Origin of the sequence: Pseudomonas sp. R4-34-07 (assembly GCF_003852375.1) — a bacterium.
Taxonomy (GTDB): Bacteria; Pseudomonadota; Gammaproteobacteria; order Pseudomonadales; family Pseudomonadaceae; genus Aquipseudomonas.
Genome location: NZ_CP027760.1, coordinates 3,582,147 through 3,600,094, shown reverse-complemented (window position 1 = coordinate 3,600,094; position 17,948 = coordinate 3,582,147). Strand labels below are relative to the sequence as shown.

Genomic DNA, 17,948 nt, shown 5'->3' with positions numbered 1-17,948 from the left:
GTCATTGCTCCTTGGCTTCGTTGCGGCCCAAGTGGAAGGCGGTGATGGCTGCGGCGAGCAGCAGCATCGAAGCCAGTTCGACCACCAGCAGGTACGGGCCGAACAGGCTGACGCCCACGGCTTTCGCGTCTACGGTGGTGTGGCCGATGGCCTGGCCGCTCTGGTGAGCGAACAGCACATACAGCAGTTCACCCAGCAGCAGCGCTGCCAGCACGACCGGGCCGAGCCAGATGCCGGGCTTGAGCCAGACGCGTTCCTGGGCGACCGAGGCCGGCCCGAGGTTGAGCATCATCACCACAAACACGAACAGCACCATGATGGCGCCGGCGTAGGCGATCACTTCCAGCACACCGGCGAACGGTGCGCCGAGGGCGAAAAAGGTCATGGCCACGGCGATCAGCGAAATGATCAGGTAGAGCAGGGCGTGCACGGGGTTGGTGTTGGTGATCACGCGAAGCGTGGACACCACTGCAATACCCGATGCGAAATAGAAAGCGAATTCCATCTTTCTTCCTTAAGGCAGCAAGCTCTTCACGTTGATCGGCTCGGCTTCGTTTTGTGCGGCGCCCTTGGGCTTACCGGCAACGGCCATACCTGCAACACGATAGAAGTTGTAATCAGGGTTTTTACCGGGACCGGAAATCAAAAGATCTTCTTTCTCGTACACCAGGTCCTGACGTTTGAACTCGGCCATCTCGAAATCCGGTGTGAGCTGGATCGCGGTGGTCGGGCAAGCTTCCTCGCAGAGGCCGCAGAAAATGCAGCGCGAGAAGTTGATACGGAAGAAGTCCGGGTACCAGCGACCGTCTTCGGTTTCAGCTTTCTGCAGGGAGATGCAACCCACCGGGCACGCCACGGCGCACAGGTTGCAGGCTACGCAACGCTCTTCGCCATCGGGATCGCGGGTGAGCACGATGCGGCCGCGATAGCGCGGCGGCAGGTATACCGCTTCTTCCGGGTATTGCAGGGTGTCGCGTTTGCGAAAGCCGTGACCGAACACCATCACCAGGCTTCGCAACTGGGTACCGGTACCCTTAACGATGTCGCCAATATATTTGAACATGGGTCAAATCCTCACTGAACCGCGGCTGCTGGCGTGTTCAACAACACGACGGCGGCCGTCACCAGCAAATTGATCAGGGTCAGCGGCAGGCAGAATCTCCAGCTGAAATCCATCACCTGGTCATAGCGCGGGCGCGGAATCGAGGCGCGCAGCAGGATGAACAGCATGATGAAGAACGCGGTCTTCAAGAAGAACCAGAAGAAGGCCAACTGCGGCAGGATGCCGAACGGACCGTGCCAGCCGCCGAAGAACAGCGTGACCAGCAGGGCCGAGATCAAGATGATGCCGATGTACTCACCGACGAAGAACATGCCCCATTTCATGCCGGCATATTCAATGTGGTAACCGTCGGCCAGTTCCTGCTCCGCTTCCGGCTGGTCGAAGGGGTGACGGTGAGTCACAGCCACGCCGGCGATGAAGAAGGTGCAGAAGCCAAAGAACTGCGGAATGATGAACCACAGGTTCTGCGCCTGGTACTCGACGATATCGCGCATGTTGAACGAACCAACCTGCACCACGATGCCCATCAGCGCCAACCCCATGAACACTTCATAGGAGACGGTCTGCGCCGAGGCACGCAAGCTGCCCAGCAGGGCGAACTTGTTGTTGCTCGACCAACCGGCGAACAGCACCGCGTACACAGACAGGCCAGCCATGGCGAAGAAGAACAGCAAGCCGATGTTCAGGTCCGCCACGCCCCAGGTCGGGGTGATCGGAATGATCGCGAAGGCGATCAGCAAGGCGCTCATGGCCACCACCGGTGCCAGGGTGAAGATCACCTTGTCGGCAAACGGCGGGGTCCAGTCTTCCTTGAAGAACATCTTCAGCATGTCGGCGGCGATCTGGAACATGCCGAACGGGCCAACGCGGTTCGGACCGTAACGGTCCTGCCACCAGCCCAGCAGGCGACGTTCGACGAAGCTGAGCAGGGCGCCCGCGACGACCACGGCCAACAGGATCACGATGGCCTTGACGACCGAGATGATCACGTCGATCACTTCAGGGGTGAACCAGGTCATTGCGCTGCCTCCTGCAGACCGTCAACGGTTTGGCCAAAGATCGCTGGAGGAATACCGGCGATGCCTTTAGGCAGTGCAACCAGGCCGGCACCCAGCTCGTCATTGATGCGCAGCGGCAGGCGCAAGGTCTGGCCGGCCACGTTCAGGCTGAGCAGGGCACCGTCGTTGACGCCCAGGCGGTCGGCTTCGGATTTGGCCAGGGCCACGTAGGCGGTTGGAATGCGTTCTTGAACCGGCGCGGCCTTGGAAGAAGTCTCTTCGCTGCCGAACAGGTGGAAGAACGGCACCACTTGCCAGGTACCCGGGGCCGGGTTGAACGGACGCGGTACGGCAGCGAACCAGTTCAGCGAGTCACCGCTGCTCTCGATCAGGCGGGTGCCCGGGTCGCCAGCGCGGATATGCCCACCGACTTCGTCCTGGAACTTGTTCCAGGCCTGCGGCGAGTTCCAGCCCGGCGACCAGGCGAACGGCACCTGCTGACGCGGTTCGGCCGAACCCGAATAGCCTTCCATGGAGAAGGCGAACGCGGTGTCGATGTCTTGCGGGGTCCGCGGTTCATGCACGCTGATGTCGGCGCGCATGGCGGTACGCCCGGAATAACGCAGCGGTTCACGGGCCAGCTTCAGGCCCTTGATGCGGAACGAGGCGGACGGTGCGGCATCGACAATCCGCGCCAGTTGCGGTGCGCTTGCAGCGGTAGCGGCGGTGACGTGGTCGAGCTGGGTCCAGTCGATCGGCTGGTTCAGCAGGGTCGCGCGCAGGGCATGCAGCCAGCGCCAGCCTTCGTGAACCAGGATGCTGGCGTCCATGTACTTCGGATCGAACACCTGGAAGAAGCGCTGGGCGCGGCCTTCCTGGCTGACCAGGGTACCGTCGCCTTCGGCGAAGGTGGCCGCTGGCAGCACCAGGTCGGCACGCTCGCTGGTGGCGGTTTTCTGGTGATCGGCCACGATCAGCACCTTGGCGGCGTTGAGCGCAGCGTCAACCTTGGCCGCATCAGTGCGGGTGTACAGGTCGTTTTCCAGCACCACGATGGCGTCGGCGTTGCCGTCGGTCACCGCTTGCAGAGCGGCGTCCAGGGACTCGCCACCGAGCATGGCCAGGCCGAGGCTGTTGGCTTCCGGTACCACCAGGCTGATGGAGCCGTTCTTGTCGCGCAGCTTCAAGGCCTTGGCGATGTTGGCGGCGGCTTCGATCAGCGCCTTTGAACCCAGCGAGGTGCCGGCGATGATCAATGGGCGTTTGGCGGCCAGCAGGGCGCCGGCGATACGCTGGGCCAGTGCCACGGCTTCGGCGTCCAGGCCGTCGACGGCAGGCGCGCTGGCGTCAAGGGCGTGGGCCACGGCGAAACCGATGCGCGCCAGGTCGTCCGGTGCAGCGTGGACGCATTCTTCGGCGATGTCGTCGAGCTTGGTTTCAGCCAGGGAGGCGATAAACAGCGGGTTCAGCGCGTGCTGGCCGATGTTTTTCACTGCGGCGTCGAGCCAAGGCTGCACGCGCATGGCGTCGGCCATGGCTTCGGCCTTGCCTTTGACCGACTGGCGCAGCGACAGCGCGATACGCGCAGCGGTCTGGGTCAGGTCTTCACCGAGCACGAAGATCGCATCGTGGTCTTCGATGTCGCGCATGTTCGGCACTGGCAGCGGGCTGTCGTTCAGCACTTGCAGGACCAGGCGGATGCGCTCCAGCTCGCCGGCTTCGATGCCGCTGTAGAAGTGCTCGGCGCCGACCAGTTCGCGCAGTGCGAAGTTGCTTTCGAGGCTGGCGCGCGGCGAACCGATACCGACGATGTTACGGCCGCGCAGCAGGTCGGCGGCTTTATCCAGCGCCGCGTCCAGGCTCAGCTTGGCGCCATCGGCCAGCAGTGGCTGGCGCGGGCGGTCTTCGCGGTTGACGTAGCCGTAGCCAAAGCGGCCACGGTCACACAGGAAGTACTGGTTGACCGAGCCGTTGAAGCGGTTTTCGATACGACGCAGTTCACCGTAGCGCTCGCCCGGCGAGATGTTGCAACCGCTGGAGCAGCCATGGCAGATGCTCGGGGCGAATTGCATGTCCCACTTGCGGTTGTAGCGCTCGGAGTGAGTCTTGTCGGTGAACACACCGGTCGGGCAGACCTCGGTGAGGTTGCCGGAGAATTCGCTCTCGAGCACGCCGTCTTCAACGCGACCGAAGTACACGTTGTCGTGGGCGCCGAACACGCCGAGGTCGGTGCCGCCGGCGTAGTCCTTATAGAAACGCACGCAACGGTAGCAGGCGATGCAGCGGTTCATTTCGTGGGAGATGAACGGGCCGAGGTCCTGGTTCTGGTGGGTACGCTTGGTGAAGCGATAGCGGCGCTCGTTGTGGCCGGTCATCACCGTCATGTCTTGCAGGTGGCAGTGACCGCCTTCCTCACAGACCGGGCAGTCGTGGGGGTGGTTGGTCATCAGCCATTCGACGACACTGGCGCGGAACGCCTTGGATTCATCATCGTCGATGGAAATCCAGGTGTTGTCGGTAGCTGGGGTCATGCAGGACATGACGATACGACCACGGGTGTCGTTTTCGTCGGTGTACTGCTTGACCGCGCACTGGCGACAGGCACCGACGCTACCGAGCGCGGGGTGCCAGCAGAAATACGGGATGTCGAGGCCGAGTGACAGACATGCCTGTAACAGGTTGTCTGCCCCATCGACTTCGAGCGCTTTGCCGTCTACGTGGATAGTGGCCATGGTTCAAAGTTCTTCGTTGGCCCATTGTCAGCGGGCGTGGCTAATGGAATCTTGTTATTCATGTGCATCTACACAGCCATCAAGGCGTCCGCACATGAGAAAAGCGAAGGGCACGAACCCTTCGCTTCTTTAAGCGTTACGCACCGACCATGGTCGGTGATACCACCTGAGTGAGTTCGCCCGCGCGGGTTGGCGCGATGCCGGCCTCGAATTCAGGGCGGAAGTATTTGATTGCGCTGCCCAATGGCTCCACGGCGCCCGGTGCGTGAGCACAGAAGGTCTTGCCTGGGCCGAGAAAACCGACCAGCCCGAGCAGGGTTTCGATGTCTCCCTCGCGGCCTTCACCGTTTTCCAGGGCCATCAGCAGCTTGACGCTCCACGGCAGACCGTCACGGCACGGGGTGCAGAAGCCGCAGGATTCACGGGCAAAGAACTGCTCCATGTTGCGCAGCAACGAGACCATGTTCACCGTGTTGTCCACCGCCATCGCCAGGCCGGTCCCCATGCGGGTGCCCACCTTGCCGATGCCGCCGGCATACATCTGTGCGTCGAGGTGCTCGGGCAGCAGGAAGCCGGTGCCGGCGCCGCCTGGCTGCCAGGCTTTCAAGGTGTAGCCGTCGCGCATGCCGCCGGCGTAGTCCTCGAACAGCTCGCGCGCGGTCACGCCGAACGGCAGCTCCCACAGGCCAGGGTTCTTGACCTTGCCGGAGAAGCCCATGAGCTTGGTGCCCATGTCTTCACTGCCTTCGCGGGCCAACGATTTGTACCAGTCCACGCCGTCGGCGATGATCGCCGGCACGTTGCACAGGGTCTCGACGTTGTTCACACAGGTCGGCTTGCCCCACACGCCCACGGCGGCAGGGAAGGGCGGCTTGGAGCGCGGGTTGGCGCGGCGGCCTTCGAGGGAGTTGATCAGTGCGGTTTCTTCACCGCAGATATAACGCCCGGCGCCGGTGTGCACGAACAGCTCGAAGTCAAAACCCGAACCGAGGATGTTCTTGCCCAGCAGGCCCGCCGCCTTGGCTTCGGCCACGGCACGGTTGAGGTGCTTGGCGGCGGTGGTGTATTCACCGCGCAGGAAGATATAGCCACGGTAAGTTTTCAGCGCGCGGGCACTGATCAGCATGCCTTCGATCAGCAGATGGGGCAGTTGCTCCATCAGCATGCGGTCTTTCCAGGTGTTGGGCTCCATTTCATCCGCGTTGCACAGCAGGTAGCGGATGTTGATGGATTCGTCTTTGGGCATCAGGCCCCACTTCACGCCCGTGGGAAAACCTGCGCCGCCACGGCCTTTGAGGCCGGCGTCTTTCACGGTCTGGACGATGTCGTCCTGGGCCATGTCGGCGAAGGCTTTGCGCGCGGCTGCATAGCCGTTCTTGGCCTGGTACTCGTCGAGCCACACGGGCTCGCCGTCGTCACGCAGGCGCCAGGTCAGCGGGTGGGTCTCGGCCGAACGCTTGATCAGGTTGGCCGGGCCGAAGGAAGTCAGGGTCATGGGTAGCCCTCGAGCAATTGGGTCACGCCAGCAGGCTGCACGTCACCGAATGTGTCGTCGTCGATCATCAACGCCGGCGCCTTGTCGCAGTTGCCCAGGCAGCACACCGGCAGCAGCGTGAAGCGGCCGTCGGCGGTGGTCTGGCCCAGGCCGATGCCCAGCTTGGCCTGGATTTCACTGACCACGGACTCGTGGCCACCGATGTAGCACACCATGCTGTCGCATACGCGAATGATGTGGCGGCCGACCGGCTGGCGGAAGATCTGGCTGTAGAACGTCGCCACCCCTTCAACGTCGCTGGCGGGGATGCCGAGGATCTCGCCGATGGCGTAGAGGGCGCCGTCCGGCACCCAGCCACGTTCCTTCTGGACGATCTTCAAGGCTTCGATCGACGCCGCGCGCGGGTCTTCGTAGTGATGCAGCTCGTGCTCGATGGCCGAGCGCTCGGTTTCACTCAAGGTGAAACGGTCTGTCTGGATAAGCGTGCTGTTCATGCTTAGCGGTCCACGTCGGCCATAACGAAATCGATACTACCCAGGTACGCAATCAAGTCCGCGACCATCTCGCCTTTGATCACCGAAGGGATCTGCTGCAAGTGCGGGAAGCTTGGAGTACGAATCCGGGTGCGGTAGCTCATGGTGCCGCCATCGCTCGTCAGGTAATAACTGTTGATGCCCTTGGTCGCTTCAATCATCTGGAAGGACTCGTTGGCCGGCATCACCGGGCCCCACGAGACTTGCAGGAAGTGCGTGATCAGGGTTTCGATGTGCTGCAGCGTGCGCTCTTTGGGCGGCGGCGTGGTCAGCGGGTGATCCGCCTTGTACGGGCCGGCCGGCATGTTGCGCATGCACTGCTCGATGATCTTCAGGCTCTGGCGCATTTCTTCGACGCGCACGATGCAACGGTCGTAGGCATCGCCGTTGGCCGCCAACGGCACTTCAAACTCAAAGTTTTCGTAGCCGGAGTAAGGGCGCGCCTTGCGCAAGTCGAAGTCCAGGCCGGTCGCGCGCAGGCTTGGGCCCGTGACGCCCCATTCCAGCGCTTCCTTGGTGTTGTACTGGGCGACGCCGATGGTACGACCCTTGAGAATGCTGTTGTCCAAGGCGGCTTTCTGGTATTCGTCCAGGCGCTTGGGCATCCAGTCGATGAATTCCTTGACCAGGCGTTCCCAGCCGCGCGGGAGGTCGTGCGCAACGCCGCCGATGCGGTACCAGGCAGGGTGCAGCCGGAAACCGGTGATCGCTTCGATCACGGTGTAGGCTTTCTGGCGGTCGGTAAAGGTGAAGAACACTGGCGTCATGGCGCCCACGTCCTGGATGTAGGTGCCCAGGAACAGCAGGTGGCTGGTGATCCGGAAGAACTCGGCCATCATGATGCGGATGGTGTCGACGCGGTCCGGTACCTTGATGCCGGCCAGCTTCTCGACCGAGAGCACGTACGGCAGGTTGTTCATCACGCCGCCGAGGTAGTCGATGCGGTCGGTGTACGGAATGTAGCTGTGCCACGACTGGCGCTCGCCCATCTTCTCGGCACCACGGTGGTGGTAGCCGATGTCCGGTACGCAGTCGACGATTTCTTCACCGTCCAACTGCAGGATAATACGGAAGGCACCGTGGGCCGAAGGGTGGTTCGGGCCCAGGTTGAGGAACATGTAGTCCTCGTTGGTGCCGGAACGCTTCATGCCCCAGTCTTCCGGGTTGAAGCGCGCAGCTTCTTCCTCAAGCTGTTGCTTGGCCAGGGTGAGGCTGAAAGGGTCGAACTCGGTGGCGCGCGCCGGGAAGTCCTTGCGCAGCGGGTGACCTACCCAGGTCGGCGGCATCATGATGCGGGTCAGGTGCGGGTGCCCCGGGAAGTCGATGCCGAACATGTCCCAGACTTCACGCTCGTACCAGTTGGCGTTCGGCCAGATTCCGGTGACGGTCGGTACGCTCAGGTCGCTCTCGCTCAGGGCAACCTTGAGCATCACGTCGCTGTTACGTTCCAGCGACATCAAGTGGTAGAACACGGTGAAATCGGCGCCGCTCGGCAACCCCTGGCGCTTGGTGCGCAGACGCTCGTCCACGCCATGCAGGTCATAGAGCATGACGTAGGGCTTGGGCAGGTTGCGCAGGAAGGTCAGGACTTCGATGAGCCTGGCGCGGGCAACCCACAGCACGGGCATGCCGGTGCGGGTCTCCTGGGCGGTGAACGCCTCGGCGCCAAAACGGTTGTTCAGTTCGACGACCACGTCCTGGTCGTTTGCCTTATAAGGCGGGATGTACAGAGCACTGCCTGTAGTCATGGTTTTTTATCGCTTTCGGTCAACGTAAAGAATGAAGCCAGGTTTTCGTTCTATAAAAGAAGCGGGCTGGATCAGACTTCGTCGGGGCTGCGCAGATTGGTGACTGCGATTCGCTGTTCGCGGCGCTGTTCCTTTTGGGACGGCATCTCGGCGCGGTACACGCCTTGATCACCGACGACCCAGGAAAGCGGGCGACGCTCCTTGCCAATCGATTCCTGCAACAGCATCAAACCTTGCAGGAAAGCTTCGGGACGGGGCGGGCAGCCGGGCACGTAGACATCCACGGGGAGGAACTTGTCGACCCCCTGCACTACGGAATAGATGTCGTACATACCGCCGGAATTGGCACAGGCGCCCATGGAAATGACCCATTTGGGTTCCAGCATCTGTTCATACAGGCGCTGGATAATGGGGGCCATTTTCAGGAACGGCGTACCGGCGATAACCATGAAATCCGCCTGGCGCGGTGATGCCCGGATGACTTCGGCGCCAAAGCGCGCGATGTCGTGGGGCGCCGTGAAGGCGGTGGTCATTTCCACGTAGCAGCACGAAAGACCGAAGTTGTACGGCCACAGGGAGTTTTTGCGCCCCCAGTTGACCGCGCCATTCAGCACGTCTTCCAGCTTGCCCATGTAGATGTTTTTGTGGACTTGGTCTTCTAACGGGTCGGAAACGGTTTCGCGTTCGCCGATGGGGTACTGCTCGTTAGGAGCGTCCGGGTTGATCCTGGTGAGATTGTATTGCATCGCCAAAGCCTCATTGTTTCAGCTTCGCTTGCCGCTTGCGACGAGCTTCCGGAGCCCAGTCAAGGGCGCCCACTCGGAACAGGTAGACAAGACCTGCCAACAGAATTGCTATGAAAACGAGAGCTTCGACGAATCCGGTCCAGCCGCTTTCGCGGACGGACACAGACCAGGCAAAGAGAAAGAGGGCTTCGATATCGAAGATCACGAAGAGCATCGCGACCAGATAGAATTTGGCTGAGAGCCGCAAGCGGGCGCCACCTGTAGGTAGCATGCCCGACTCGAACGGTTCGTTTTTGCTGCGGCCCCAGGCTTTTGACCCGAGGAGGCTGGAGACGCCGAGCATGAAAGCGCAAAGGCCTACAACACCGAGGAGGAAAATGGCAAAGCCCCAGTTGTGGGCCATGAGTCCTGTCGCGTCGGTCATGCTGGAAATCCTTAACAGAGAGCAAAGGTCTCTGAGCTCGAAAAAGTAACGATGCAGTGACGATATGTCGCACTGCAATCAATCGCGGTGATTTTATGGCTAAACACCGGGCAAGTAAAATTCCTGTGGCGAAATTATTCGATGGAATAAGCACATAGTGCACCGTTGTGGGGCTGTAGCCCTTGCAGCATGGGCATTAGCGGGCTTTTGAACAATTGCGTTTTGTTTGACCGGTAAGAAAGTTTTCATGGTTTAAATGATAATGAATATTGTTTGCGCAGGGTTTAAGCGAATGTTTCTCGTGTGGCGGGGGAAGTTGCCGTTACTTGTGTGATTGTCGCCGGTTGATGGAACGGATTTTGTAACCGATTTATCTGCAGCGAATACCGCTCTGGATCAAGGTTTTGCACAAAATCTTCAGGCTGATCGCATTCCAATGTGGGAGGGGGCTTGCCCTAATGCAAGTCAGCTAAGCGTACACCACCGTCTGTAGGAGCGAGCTTGCTCGCGAAAAACGTCAACGATAACGCGTGCTTTCTGAATGAACGCGGTGCCTGTGAGTTTTTCGCGAGCAAGGGCTAGCCGCCCGCCTCGCTCCTACAAAAAGCCTTAACTGACTGGCATTAGGGCTTGCCCCCGATGGCGGTGGATCAGCAACAGATGTGCTGACTGGCACTCAGCAATCGGGAGCAAGCCCCCTCCCACAGTTGATTTTGGGTGTGACTGAAACAAAAAAAACGCCCCGAACCAGTCGGGGCGTGATGTTGTGCGGCACTGCGGTTAGGTCTTCCCTGGGGCCGCAATGGCCGGGTACTCAGTCACTCAGTGGAACTGCTCTTCTTCGGTCGAACCGGTCAGCGCGGTCACGGACGAGGTGCCGCCCTGGATCACGGTGGTCATGTCGTCGAAGTAGCCGGTGCCCACTTCCTGCTGGTGCGCCACAAAGGTATAGCCTTTGGCGGCGTCAGCGAACTCCTGCTCCTGCAGCTTCACGTAGGCGGTCATGTCGTTGCGGGCGTAGTCGTGCGCCAGGTTGAACATGCTGTGCCACATGTTGTGAATGCCGGCCAGGGTGATGAACTGGTGCTTGTAGCCCATGGCCGACAGTTCACGCTGGAACTTGGCAATGGTCGCGTCGTCCAGGTTCTTCTTCCAGTTGAAGGAAGGCGAGCAGTTGTAGGACAGCAGCTGGTCCGGGTATTCCTTTTTGATCGCTTCGGCGAAGCGGCGGGCTTCGTCCAGGTCCGGCTTGGCGGTTTCGCACCAGATCAGGTCGGCGTACGGTGCGTAGGCCAGGCCGCGAGCGATCGCCTGGTCGAGGCCGGCGCGTACTTTGTAGAAGCCTTCCTGGGTGCGTTCGCCGGTCACGAACGGTTGGTCGTACGGGTCGCAGTCCGAGGTCAGCAGGTCGGCGGCGTTGGCATCGGTGCGCGCCAGGATGATGGTCGGCGTACCGGCAACGTCAGCGGCCAAGCGGGCAGCGGTCAGCTTCTGTACAGCTTCCTGGGTTGGGACCAGTACTTTGCCGCCCATGTGGCCGCATTTTTTCACCGAAGCCAGCTGGTCTTCGAAGTGAACGCCGGCGGCGCCCGCCTCGATCATGCTCTTCATCAGCTCGTAGGCGTTGAGTACGCCACCGAAACCGGCTTCAGCGTCAGCCACGATCGGCGCGAAGTAATCGATGTAGCCTTGGTCGCCCGGGCCTTTACCGGCTTTCCACTGGATCTGGTCGGCGCGACGGAACGCGTTGTTGATGCGCTTGACCACGGTTGGCACCGAGTCCACCGGGTACAGCGATTGGTCGGGGTACATGGATTCAGCGGAGTTGTTATCCGCTGCCACTTGCCAGCCGGACAGGTAGATCGCCTGGATGCCGGCTTTTACCTGTTGCACTGCCTGGCCGCCTGTGAGGGCGCCCATGCAGTTGACGAAATCTTTGTCGGGACGGAAGGACGGCTTGGCGCCTTGGGTGACCAGGTTCCACAGCTTCTCGGCGCCGAGTTTTGCAAAGGTGTGCTCGGGTTGGACCGAGCCACGCAGGCGGACGACGTCAGCAGCGGAATAAGCGCGGGTCACGCCTTTCCAGCGTGGGTTTTCAGCCCAGTCTTTCTCAAGGGCTGCAATTTGCTGTTCACGTGTCAGTGCCATGTAGATAAACCTCGTCGTCGCGTCTTGTAGGGTTCGAAGGCCCTTGCCAGGGCCCCTGATAAGCGGGAGCGAGGCCATCATGCACAGCCTTTTTGAGGGCGTCAAATGTTTTGTAGTGCTTTTTTTCTGGCACTACATATTTGTTCTTGGACGACTCGGCAGTCAGTTTTTGGTGCTTCAGTTCAGCGTGTCGACCTTGACCCGCAAAGTCAGGTCATCGCGGCCCTGAGTAGAGTAGCTGCGGGTTGTAGAGGATTTGTCGGCTTGGGTTTCGCGGTTGACGCCGGCCAGGGAGATCCACTCGCCCAGGCGCCCGCTGACGCTTGTGTCGGTACTTTGCACGTTCACTACATCGGGACGTTCCTGGCTCATGCGGTCACGGTTGGTACTGATGGCGAGGTGAACGGTCTCGCCGGTGACGCTGGCGGTCACGTAGAAACCCTGGGTGACGTTGCGATACTGGGTCTGGTTCTGCAGGCGCCCGTAGCTGTCCTGCTGGGTGGTGGTCAGCGGTACGCTTTGACCGACCTGGATCAGCGCGGGTACGCCTTCGCTGGCCTGGATCTGCTGGATGCCGCCGTCGCGGCTGGTAGTGCCGTAGCTGATGATGCGGGTCTGGCTGTCGCCGCTGTTCTGCTGGTTGTTTTCGTTGGTGTCGACGGTGATCAGCAGGCGTTTGGCGGGGGTGTCGAGTTGAGAGAGCAGGGTGCGCAGGTTCTGGATCTTGCCGGGGTCGGCGTTAATGATCAGTTGATTGCCGTAGGCACTCACGGTGCCGTCCTTGCCGATGAAGTTCTGCGCCACGGGCAGCAGGTCGGCGCTGGTGCGGTTGCTCAGGTTGACCACTTCGGTGTCGGCCATGGCCGATGCGCTGGCGGCCAGGAGGAGGGCGGTGAGCAGGGTGCGTAGGAACATGTCCGTGATCTCGGCGAGTCAAAGGCTGGATAGTGCCAGTTTGTCGGCCTGGCGGGTCGCAAGTTGAATACTAGACGGCAAAATGCCCTGGCAAGGCAGGGCATTTGGGGTGTTGCTGAAATAGCCATCGGGGGCAAGCCCCCTCCCACATTTTGACCTGTGAACCCAATCAAGTGTGGGAGGGGGCTTGCCCCGATGGCAGCGCTGCGGTCTCGGCTCAGCCCTCGCGCACCATATCAACATGCGGAATCCCGACTTCAAGGAATTCATCGCTGATGATCTTGAAGCCCAGTCGCTCATAAAACGGTGCCGCGTACACCTGCGCACTGAGGAATTGCCGGGTCTGGCCACGCTTCTCGGCTTGGCCGATCACCGCTTCCATCAGCTTGTCGCCGACTTTAAGCCCGCGCCAGTCCTTGAGCACCGATACGCGTCCGATTTCGCCACTGGGCAGCAAGCGAGCGGTGCCAATCGGAAAGTCGCCTTCGAATGCCAGGAAATGCATTGCGCCGGCGTCGTCCGCGTCCCACTCCAGCTCCGGTGGGACCGATTGTTCAGCGATGAATACCGCTTCACGAATGCGCCGAATCTCGTCGATATCCTTTCGCCAGTCCGCGACACTTACGTGAATCTTATTCATCCGCAAACCCCAGGCTGCCTTGCTTGACCAGTTCGCACAGCAGGTCGCGACCGTCTTCGTCCGCCAGCCAAACGCCCAGATTTTCGTTGTGCAGGGCGTCTGCCGAGCACACCAGTTTCAACAGTTCGCGCAGTTTGCCCGGCAGGTAACGGCTCTGGCCGCTGGCGAACAGCAGCACATCGTCGTCCACTTCCGACCAGGCCAGGCGCGCGCTCGGGTTGCGTACCAGGATCGCGCCGTCTTGCAGGCTGCTGATGAAATCGTCCTCGCCCAACTCTTCACCTGCCACCAGCTCCGGGTAGCGCGGTTCGGTCATGAACTGGCCGAACCAGGTCAGCAGCATGCGCTCGTCGCTCATGTGCTCGGCCAACAGGCTCTTGAGGCGGTCCAGGGCGTCGCTCTGGATCTGGTGCGGGTCGCTGACCGGTTGGGCGTCGGCGTCGGTGTAACGCTCTTCGTCGGTCAGGTATTGGCTGAGGAAGTCGGTGAAGTGGGTCAGCACTTCGGCGGCGCTTGGGGCGCGAAAGCCCACCGAGTAAGTCATGCAGTCGTCTTCGGCGATGCCGAAGTGTGCCAGGCGCGGCGGCAGGTACAGCATGTCGCCCGGTTCGAGCACCCATTCGGCACTTTCTTCGAATTCGGCGAGGATGCGCAGGTCGGCGTGCTGCAGCAGCGCGCTTTCAGAGCTGCACATCTGGCCGATCTTCCAATTGCGCTTGCCCTGGGCTTGCAGCAGGAACACATCGTAGTTGTCGAAGTGCGGACCGACGCTGCCACCCGGCGCGGCGAAGCTGATCATCACATCGTCGATGCGCCAGCTTGGCAGGAAGCGGAAATGCTCGAGCAATTCGGCAACTTCCGGCACGAACTGGTCGACCGCCTGCACCAGCAGGGTCCACTCACGCTCGGGCAGGGTGCTGAAGGCATCTTCGGCGAACGGGCCGCGACGCAGTTCCCACGGACGCTCGCCGTGTTCGATCACCAGGCGCGATTCGACTTCCTCTTCCAGCGCCAGGCCGGCCAGTTCGTCGGCGTCGATCGGGCTTTCGAAATCAGGGATGGCCTGGCGGATCAACAGCGGTTTTTTCTGCCAGTAGTCGCGCAGGAATTCCCGTGCCGTGATGCCGCCCAGAAGTTGAAGAGGGATATCAGGATTCATGTGTAACCTATTGAAAAAAAGCACTTTTAAGACAGGAATAAAAACGCCCGGCGCGGCCGGGCGTCTCAAAGGGTCGTGCGATGGTCAGATGCGTTTGGCTTGCTCTACGGCGTTACCGATGTAGTTGGCCGGGGTGAGCAGTTTCAGCTCGGCCTTGGCAGCGGCTGGCATGTCCAGGCCATCGATGAAAGTTTGCAGCGCGTCGGAGGTAATCCCCTTGCCGCGCGTCAACTCTTTGAGCTTCTCGTAGGGGTTTTCGATGTTATAGCGGCGCATTACGGTCTGGATCGGCTCGGCCAGCACTTCCCAGCAGGCGTCCAGGTCAGCGGCGATTTTCTGCTCGTTGAGTTCCAGCTTGCTGATGCCTTTGAGGCTGGCTTCGTACGCGATCACGCTGTGGGCAAAGCCCACGCCGAGGTTGCGCAGTACGGTGGAGTCGGTCAGGTCGCGCTGCCAGCGCGAGATCGGCAGCTTGCTGGCCAGGTGCTGGAACAGGGCGTTGGCGATACCCAGGTTACCTTCGGAGTTTTCGAAGTCGATCGGGTTGACCTTGTGCGGCATGGTCGACGAACCGATTTCACCGGCAATGGTGCGCTGCTTGAAATAGCCCAGGGAGATGTAGCCCCAGATATCGCGATCGAAGTCGATCAGGATGGTGTTGAAGCGCGCGATTGCGTCGAACAGCTCGGCAATGTAGTCGTGGGGTTCGATCTGCGTGGTGTAGGGGTTGAAGCCCAGGCCCAGCTCGTCTTCGATGAAGGCGCGAGCGTTGGCTTCCCAGTCGATCTCGGGGTAGGCCGACAGGTGGGCGTTGTAGTTGCCCACGGCGCCGTTGATCTTGCCCAGCAATGGCACGGCGGCGACTTGAGCGATCTGGCGCTCCAGGCGGTACACCACGTTGGCCAGTTCTTTGCCCAGGGTGGTCGGCGAGGCCGGCTGGCCGTGGGTGCGCGAGAGCATCGGCACGGCGGCGAAACGGATCGCCAGCTTGCGGATGGCCTCGGCGGTCTGGCGCATCAGCGGCAGCATCACCTCATCACGGCCTTCGCGCAGCATCAGGGCGTGGGACAGGTTGTTGATGTCCTCGCTGGTGCAGGCAAAGTGGATGAACTCGCTGACCTGGGCCAGTTCCGGCAGCTTGGCCGCCTGCTCCTTGAGCAGGTACTCGATGGCTTTGACGTCGTGGTTGGTGGTGCGCTCGATCTCTTTCACACGCTCGGCGTGCTCCAGGGAGAAGTTTTCCGCCAGGGTGTTCAAGACAGCGTTGGCTTCGGCGGAAAACGCCGGCACTTCGCTGATGGCAGGGTGAGCGGCCAGGCGCTGGAGCCAGCGCACTTCAACCAGGACGCGGGCACGGATCAGGCCGTACTCGCTGAAAATAGGGCGCAGGGCCTGGGTTTTGCCGGCGTAGCGGCCGTCAACAGGGGAAACCGCAGTGAGCGAAGAAAGCTGCATGGGGTGTTCTCGGACAGTCGGGCAACGAAATGGGGCGCGTATCATACATGAAAACATTCGCCGGTCCGTCGCCAACTGACCGGCGTATTACGCGTAACAGCTTGAAAAAGGTCTGCTGGTGCGACTTATTCGTTGCGCATCAACGGGTAAAGCTCTTTGAGCAATTTGCGCCGGCTGATCACCAGTTGCCAGCGATGGCCACCCAACTGGCGCCACAACCGCGCCGAACGAATACCCGCCAGGAGCAGGGCGCGGATTTTCGAGGCGTTGTTCGGTTGCTGCAGGTTGCGCATGTCGCCGTGCACCTGAATGCGCTGGCGCAAGGTGCTCAGAGTGTCCTGGTACAGCGCGCCACAGGCGGCGATCACGTTCTCGTGGGCCGGGCCGAAGTGCTCCACCTGGGACTGGATCTGCGGCAGGCGCTTGCCAATGGTTTCCAGCAGGTCGTCGCGCTTGGCCAGTTGACGCTCCAGGCCGAGCATCGACAGGGCGTAGCGCAGGGGTTCGCGCTGCAGGGTGCTGGGGTCGCGTTCCAGGGCGCCGATCAGGGCGCGGTAACCTTCACGCAGCGCCAGGTCGTCGCCACCGTAGACTTCCAGGGTGTCCTTGGGGTCGCGGATCAGCAGGCTGCCGAGCATGCAGGTCAGGCCCGCCTCGGTGACCTGGCCGGTCTTGGCGATCTTGTCCACCAGCACCGCCGCAAGGAAAACCCCGCCCAGTGCGGTCAACTGCTCCTGGGTCGGGCTCATGCCGGGTTGCTCCAGGCTTGCGCAACTTCAATCACGCCGCCGCCCAGGCAGATGTCGCCGTCATAGAACACCACGGATTGGCCAGGGGTGACTGCGCGCTGCGGGTCATCGAAGGTGGCACGGTAGCCGGTAGCGGTTTTTTCCAGGGTGCAGGGCTGGTCGCTCTGGCGATAGCGCACTTTGGCGGTCAGGCGGCGCGGGGTGCTCAGGTCGATGGGGTTGACCCAATAGATTTCTGAAGCGAGCAGGGCGCCGGAGAACAGCAAGGGATGCTCATTGCCTTGGCCGACGATCAGCACATTGTTTTCCAGATCCTTGACCAGCACGTACCACGGCTCTTCGCCGGCATCTTTCAAGCCGCCGATGCCCAGGCCCTGGCGCTGACCAATGGTGTGGTACATCAGGCCGTGGTGACGGCCGATCACTTCACCGTCGGTGGTCTTGATCTCGCCCGGTTGTGCCGGCAGGTATTGCTTGAGGAAATCGCTGAAGCGGCGCTCGCCGATAAAGCAGATTCCGGTGGAATCCTTCTTCTTGGCGGTGGCCAGGCCGTGTTGTTCGGCGATCCTGCGCACTTCGGGCTTTTCCAGCTCGCCCACCGGGAACAGGGTCTTGGCGATCTGTTCACCGCCCACGGCGTGCAGGAAGTAGCTCTGGTCCTTGTTCGGGTCCAGGCCCTTGAGCAGTTCGGTGCGGCCATCGATATCGCGGCGGCGCACATAGTGGCCGGTGGCAATCAGGTCGGCGCCGAGCATCATCGCGTAGTCGAGGAACGCCTTGAACTTGATCTCGCGGTTGCACAGGATATCCGGGTTCGGCGTGCGCCCGGCCTTGTATTCGGCGAGGAAGTGCTCGAACACATTGTCCCAGTACTCGGCGGCGAAGTTGGCGGTGTGCAGCTTGATACCGATCTTGTCGCACACGGCCTGGGCGTCCGCGAGGTCGTCCATGGCGGTGCAGTATTCCGTTCCATCGTCTTCTTCCCAGTTCTTCATGAACAGGCCTTCCACCTCATAACCCTGCTCCATGAGCAGAACGGCGGAAACGGAAGAATCCACGCCGCCGGACATACCGACGATGACGCGCTTCTTTTGTGTGTCAGAAGGGGCTGGATCACGCATAGGGTTTCAACGGGTGTCTTGA

Annotated in this window: 16 protein-coding genes; all 16 read right to left on the bottom strand. The window is 61.2% G+C overall.

All coding sequences use genetic code 11. The features are described 5' to 3' along the window. Nucleotide 1 precedes the first annotated feature (1 nt). The 16 genes from nuoJ to mnmA all read right to left on the bottom strand — a co-directional run bounded on the left by nuoJ (nt 2) and on the right by mnmA (nt 17,926). Entirely contained in the window at nt 2–505 is a 504-nt protein-coding gene (gene nuoJ, locus C4J85_RS16555) for an NADH-quinone oxidoreductase subunit J (RefSeq protein ID WP_065884950.1), read from the bottom strand. Nucleotides 506–514: 9 nt separating this feature from the next. After that, nucleotides 515–1,063: an NADH-quinone oxidoreductase subunit NuoI gene (nuoI, locus tag C4J85_RS16550; protein WP_003174725.1), complete on the bottom strand. Its 549-nt coding sequence runs from the start codon at nt 1,061–1,063 to the stop codon at nt 515–517. Nucleotides 1,064–1,074: 11 nt separating this feature from the next. Next, the gene (gene nuoH / locus C4J85_RS16545; RefSeq protein ID WP_003174724.1) at nt 1,075–2,082 is read right to left on the bottom strand and encodes an NADH-quinone oxidoreductase subunit NuoH; all 1,008 of its coding nucleotides are present in this window, start codon (nt 2,080–2,082) and stop codon (nt 1,075–1,077) included. Next, nucleotides 2,079–4,793, bottom strand: a complete 2,715-nt coding sequence (nuoG, locus tag C4J85_RS16540; protein ID WP_124410236.1) for an NADH-quinone oxidoreductase subunit NuoG — start codon at nt 4,791–4,793, stop codon at nt 2,079–2,081. The genes nuoH and nuoG overlap by 4 nt, the downstream gene beginning before the upstream one ends. Nucleotides 4,794–4,929: 136 nt before the next feature. Next, complete coding sequence (nuoF, locus tag C4J85_RS16535) at nt 4,930–6,288, bottom strand: NADH-quinone oxidoreductase subunit NuoF (RefSeq protein ID WP_057024316.1); 1,359 nt, start codon at nt 6,286–6,288, stop codon at nt 4,930–4,932. Beyond that, nucleotides 6,285–6,782: an NADH-quinone oxidoreductase subunit NuoE gene (gene nuoE, locus C4J85_RS16530; protein WP_003232080.1), complete on the bottom strand. Its 498-nt coding sequence runs from the start codon at nt 6,780–6,782 to the stop codon at nt 6,285–6,287. The genes nuoF and nuoE overlap by 4 nt, the downstream gene beginning before the upstream one ends. A 2-nt stretch (nt 6,783–6,784) precedes the next feature. Continuing rightward, complete coding sequence (gene nuoC / locus C4J85_RS16525; RefSeq protein ID WP_124367419.1) at nt 6,785–8,569, bottom strand: NADH-quinone oxidoreductase subunit C/D; 1,785 nt, start codon at nt 8,567–8,569, stop codon at nt 6,785–6,787. A gap of 71 nt (nt 8,570–8,640) precedes the next feature. After that, nucleotides 8,641–9,315, bottom strand: a complete 675-nt coding sequence (locus C4J85_RS16520) for an NADH-quinone oxidoreductase subunit B family protein (protein ID WP_124367418.1) — start codon at nt 9,313–9,315, stop codon at nt 8,641–8,643. A gap of 10 nt (nt 9,316–9,325) precedes the next feature. After that, the gene (locus tag C4J85_RS16515) at nt 9,326–9,739 is read right to left on the bottom strand and encodes an NADH-quinone oxidoreductase subunit A (RefSeq protein WP_003192109.1); all 414 of its coding nucleotides are present in this window, start codon (nt 9,737–9,739) and stop codon (nt 9,326–9,328) included. An 822-nt stretch (nt 9,740–10,561) separates the two neighbouring features. Next, nucleotides 10,562–11,887 (bottom strand): isocitrate lyase, encoded by a 1,326-nt coding sequence (gene aceA / locus C4J85_RS16510; protein ID WP_124367417.1) that lies wholly within the window; start codon nt 11,885–11,887, stop codon nt 10,562–10,564. A 177-nt stretch (nt 11,888–12,064) separates the two neighbouring features. Then, nucleotides 12,065–12,802, bottom strand: a complete 738-nt coding sequence (locus C4J85_RS16505) for a secretin N-terminal domain-containing protein (protein WP_124410235.1) — start codon at nt 12,800–12,802, stop codon at nt 12,065–12,067. A 217-nt stretch (nt 12,803–13,019) separates the two neighbouring features. After that, complete coding sequence (locus C4J85_RS16500; protein WP_124410234.1) at nt 13,020–13,442, bottom strand: GNAT family N-acetyltransferase; 423 nt, start codon at nt 13,440–13,442, stop codon at nt 13,020–13,022. Beyond that, complete coding sequence (locus tag C4J85_RS16495; RefSeq protein WP_124407556.1) at nt 13,435–14,601, bottom strand: cupin domain-containing protein; 1,167 nt, start codon at nt 14,599–14,601, stop codon at nt 13,435–13,437. The genes C4J85_RS16500 and C4J85_RS16495 overlap by 8 nt, the downstream gene beginning before the upstream one ends. A gap of 84 nt (nt 14,602–14,685) precedes the next feature. After that, nucleotides 14,686–16,056 (bottom strand): adenylosuccinate lyase, encoded by a 1,371-nt coding sequence (gene purB, locus C4J85_RS16490; RefSeq protein ID WP_124410233.1) that lies wholly within the window; start codon nt 16,054–16,056, stop codon nt 14,686–14,688. Between the two features lie 125 nt (nt 16,057–16,181). Then, nucleotides 16,182–16,805: a high frequency lysogenization protein HflD gene (gene hflD / locus C4J85_RS16485; protein WP_017137510.1), complete on the bottom strand. Its 624-nt coding sequence runs from the start codon at nt 16,803–16,805 to the stop codon at nt 16,182–16,184. Further along, on the bottom strand, nt 16,802–17,926 hold the full coding sequence (gene mnmA, locus C4J85_RS16480) for a tRNA 2-thiouridine(34) synthase MnmA (RefSeq protein ID WP_124367413.1): 1,125 nt from the start codon (nt 17,924–17,926) through the stop codon (nt 16,802–16,804). Before mnmA ends, hflD begins: the two co-directional genes overlap by 4 nt. Nucleotides 17,927–17,948: the final 22 nt, after the last annotated feature.

What these genes read in the sequence shown, in the direction of transcription:
- C4J85_RS16500 (WP_124410234.1), bottom strand. Translation starts at nt 13,442, where the DNA reads ATGAATAAGATTCACGTAAGTGTCGCGGACTGGCGAAAGGATATCGAC.
- C4J85_RS16495 (WP_124407556.1), bottom strand. Translation starts at nt 14,601, where the DNA reads ATGAATCCTGATATCCCTCTTCAACTTCTGGGCGGCATCACGGCACGG.
- hflD (WP_017137510.1), bottom strand. Translation starts at nt 16,805, where the DNA reads ATGAGCCCGACCCAGGAGCAGTTGACCGCACTGGGCGGGGTTTTCCTT.
- mnmA (WP_124367413.1), bottom strand. Translation starts at nt 17,926, where the DNA reads ATGCGTGATCCAGCCCCTTCTGACACACAAAAGAAGCGCGTCATCGTC.
- nuoJ (WP_065884950.1), bottom strand. Translation starts at nt 505, where the DNA reads ATGGAATTCGCTTTCTATTTCGCATCGGGTATTGCAGTGGTGTCCACG.
- purB (WP_124410233.1), bottom strand. Translation starts at nt 16,056, where the DNA reads ATGCAGCTTTCTTCGCTCACTGCGGTTTCCCCTGTTGACGGCCGCTAC.
- nuoG (WP_124410236.1), bottom strand. Translation starts at nt 4,793, where the DNA reads ATGGCCACTATCCACGTAGACGGCAAAGCGCTCGAAGTCGATGGGGCA.
- nuoI (WP_003174725.1), bottom strand. Translation starts at nt 1,063, where the DNA reads ATGTTCAAATATATTGGCGACATCGTTAAGGGTACCGGTACCCAGTTG.
- nuoC (WP_124367419.1), bottom strand. Translation starts at nt 8,569, where the DNA reads ATGACTACAGGCAGTGCTCTGTACATCCCGCCTTATAAGGCAAACGAC.
- nuoF (WP_057024316.1), bottom strand. Translation starts at nt 6,288, where the DNA reads ATGACCCTGACTTCCTTCGGCCCGGCCAACCTGATCAAGCGTTCGGCC.
- aceA (WP_124367417.1), bottom strand. Translation starts at nt 11,887, where the DNA reads ATGGCACTGACACGTGAACAGCAAATTGCAGCCCTTGAGAAAGACTGG.
- C4J85_RS16515 (WP_003192109.1), bottom strand. Translation starts at nt 9,739, where the DNA reads ATGACCGACGCGACAGGACTCATGGCCCACAACTGGGGCTTTGCCATT.
- nuoE (WP_003232080.1), bottom strand. Translation starts at nt 6,782, where the DNA reads ATGAACAGCACGCTTATCCAGACAGACCGTTTCACCTTGAGTGAAACC.
- C4J85_RS16505 (WP_124410235.1), bottom strand. Translation starts at nt 12,802, where the DNA reads ATGTTCCTACGCACCCTGCTCACCGCCCTCCTCCTGGCCGCCAGCGCA.
- nuoH (WP_003174724.1), bottom strand. Translation starts at nt 2,082, where the DNA reads ATGACCTGGTTCACCCCTGAAGTGATCGACGTGATCATCTCGGTCGTC.
- C4J85_RS16520 (WP_124367418.1), bottom strand. Translation starts at nt 9,315, where the DNA reads ATGCAATACAATCTCACCAGGATCAACCCGGACGCTCCTAACGAGCAG.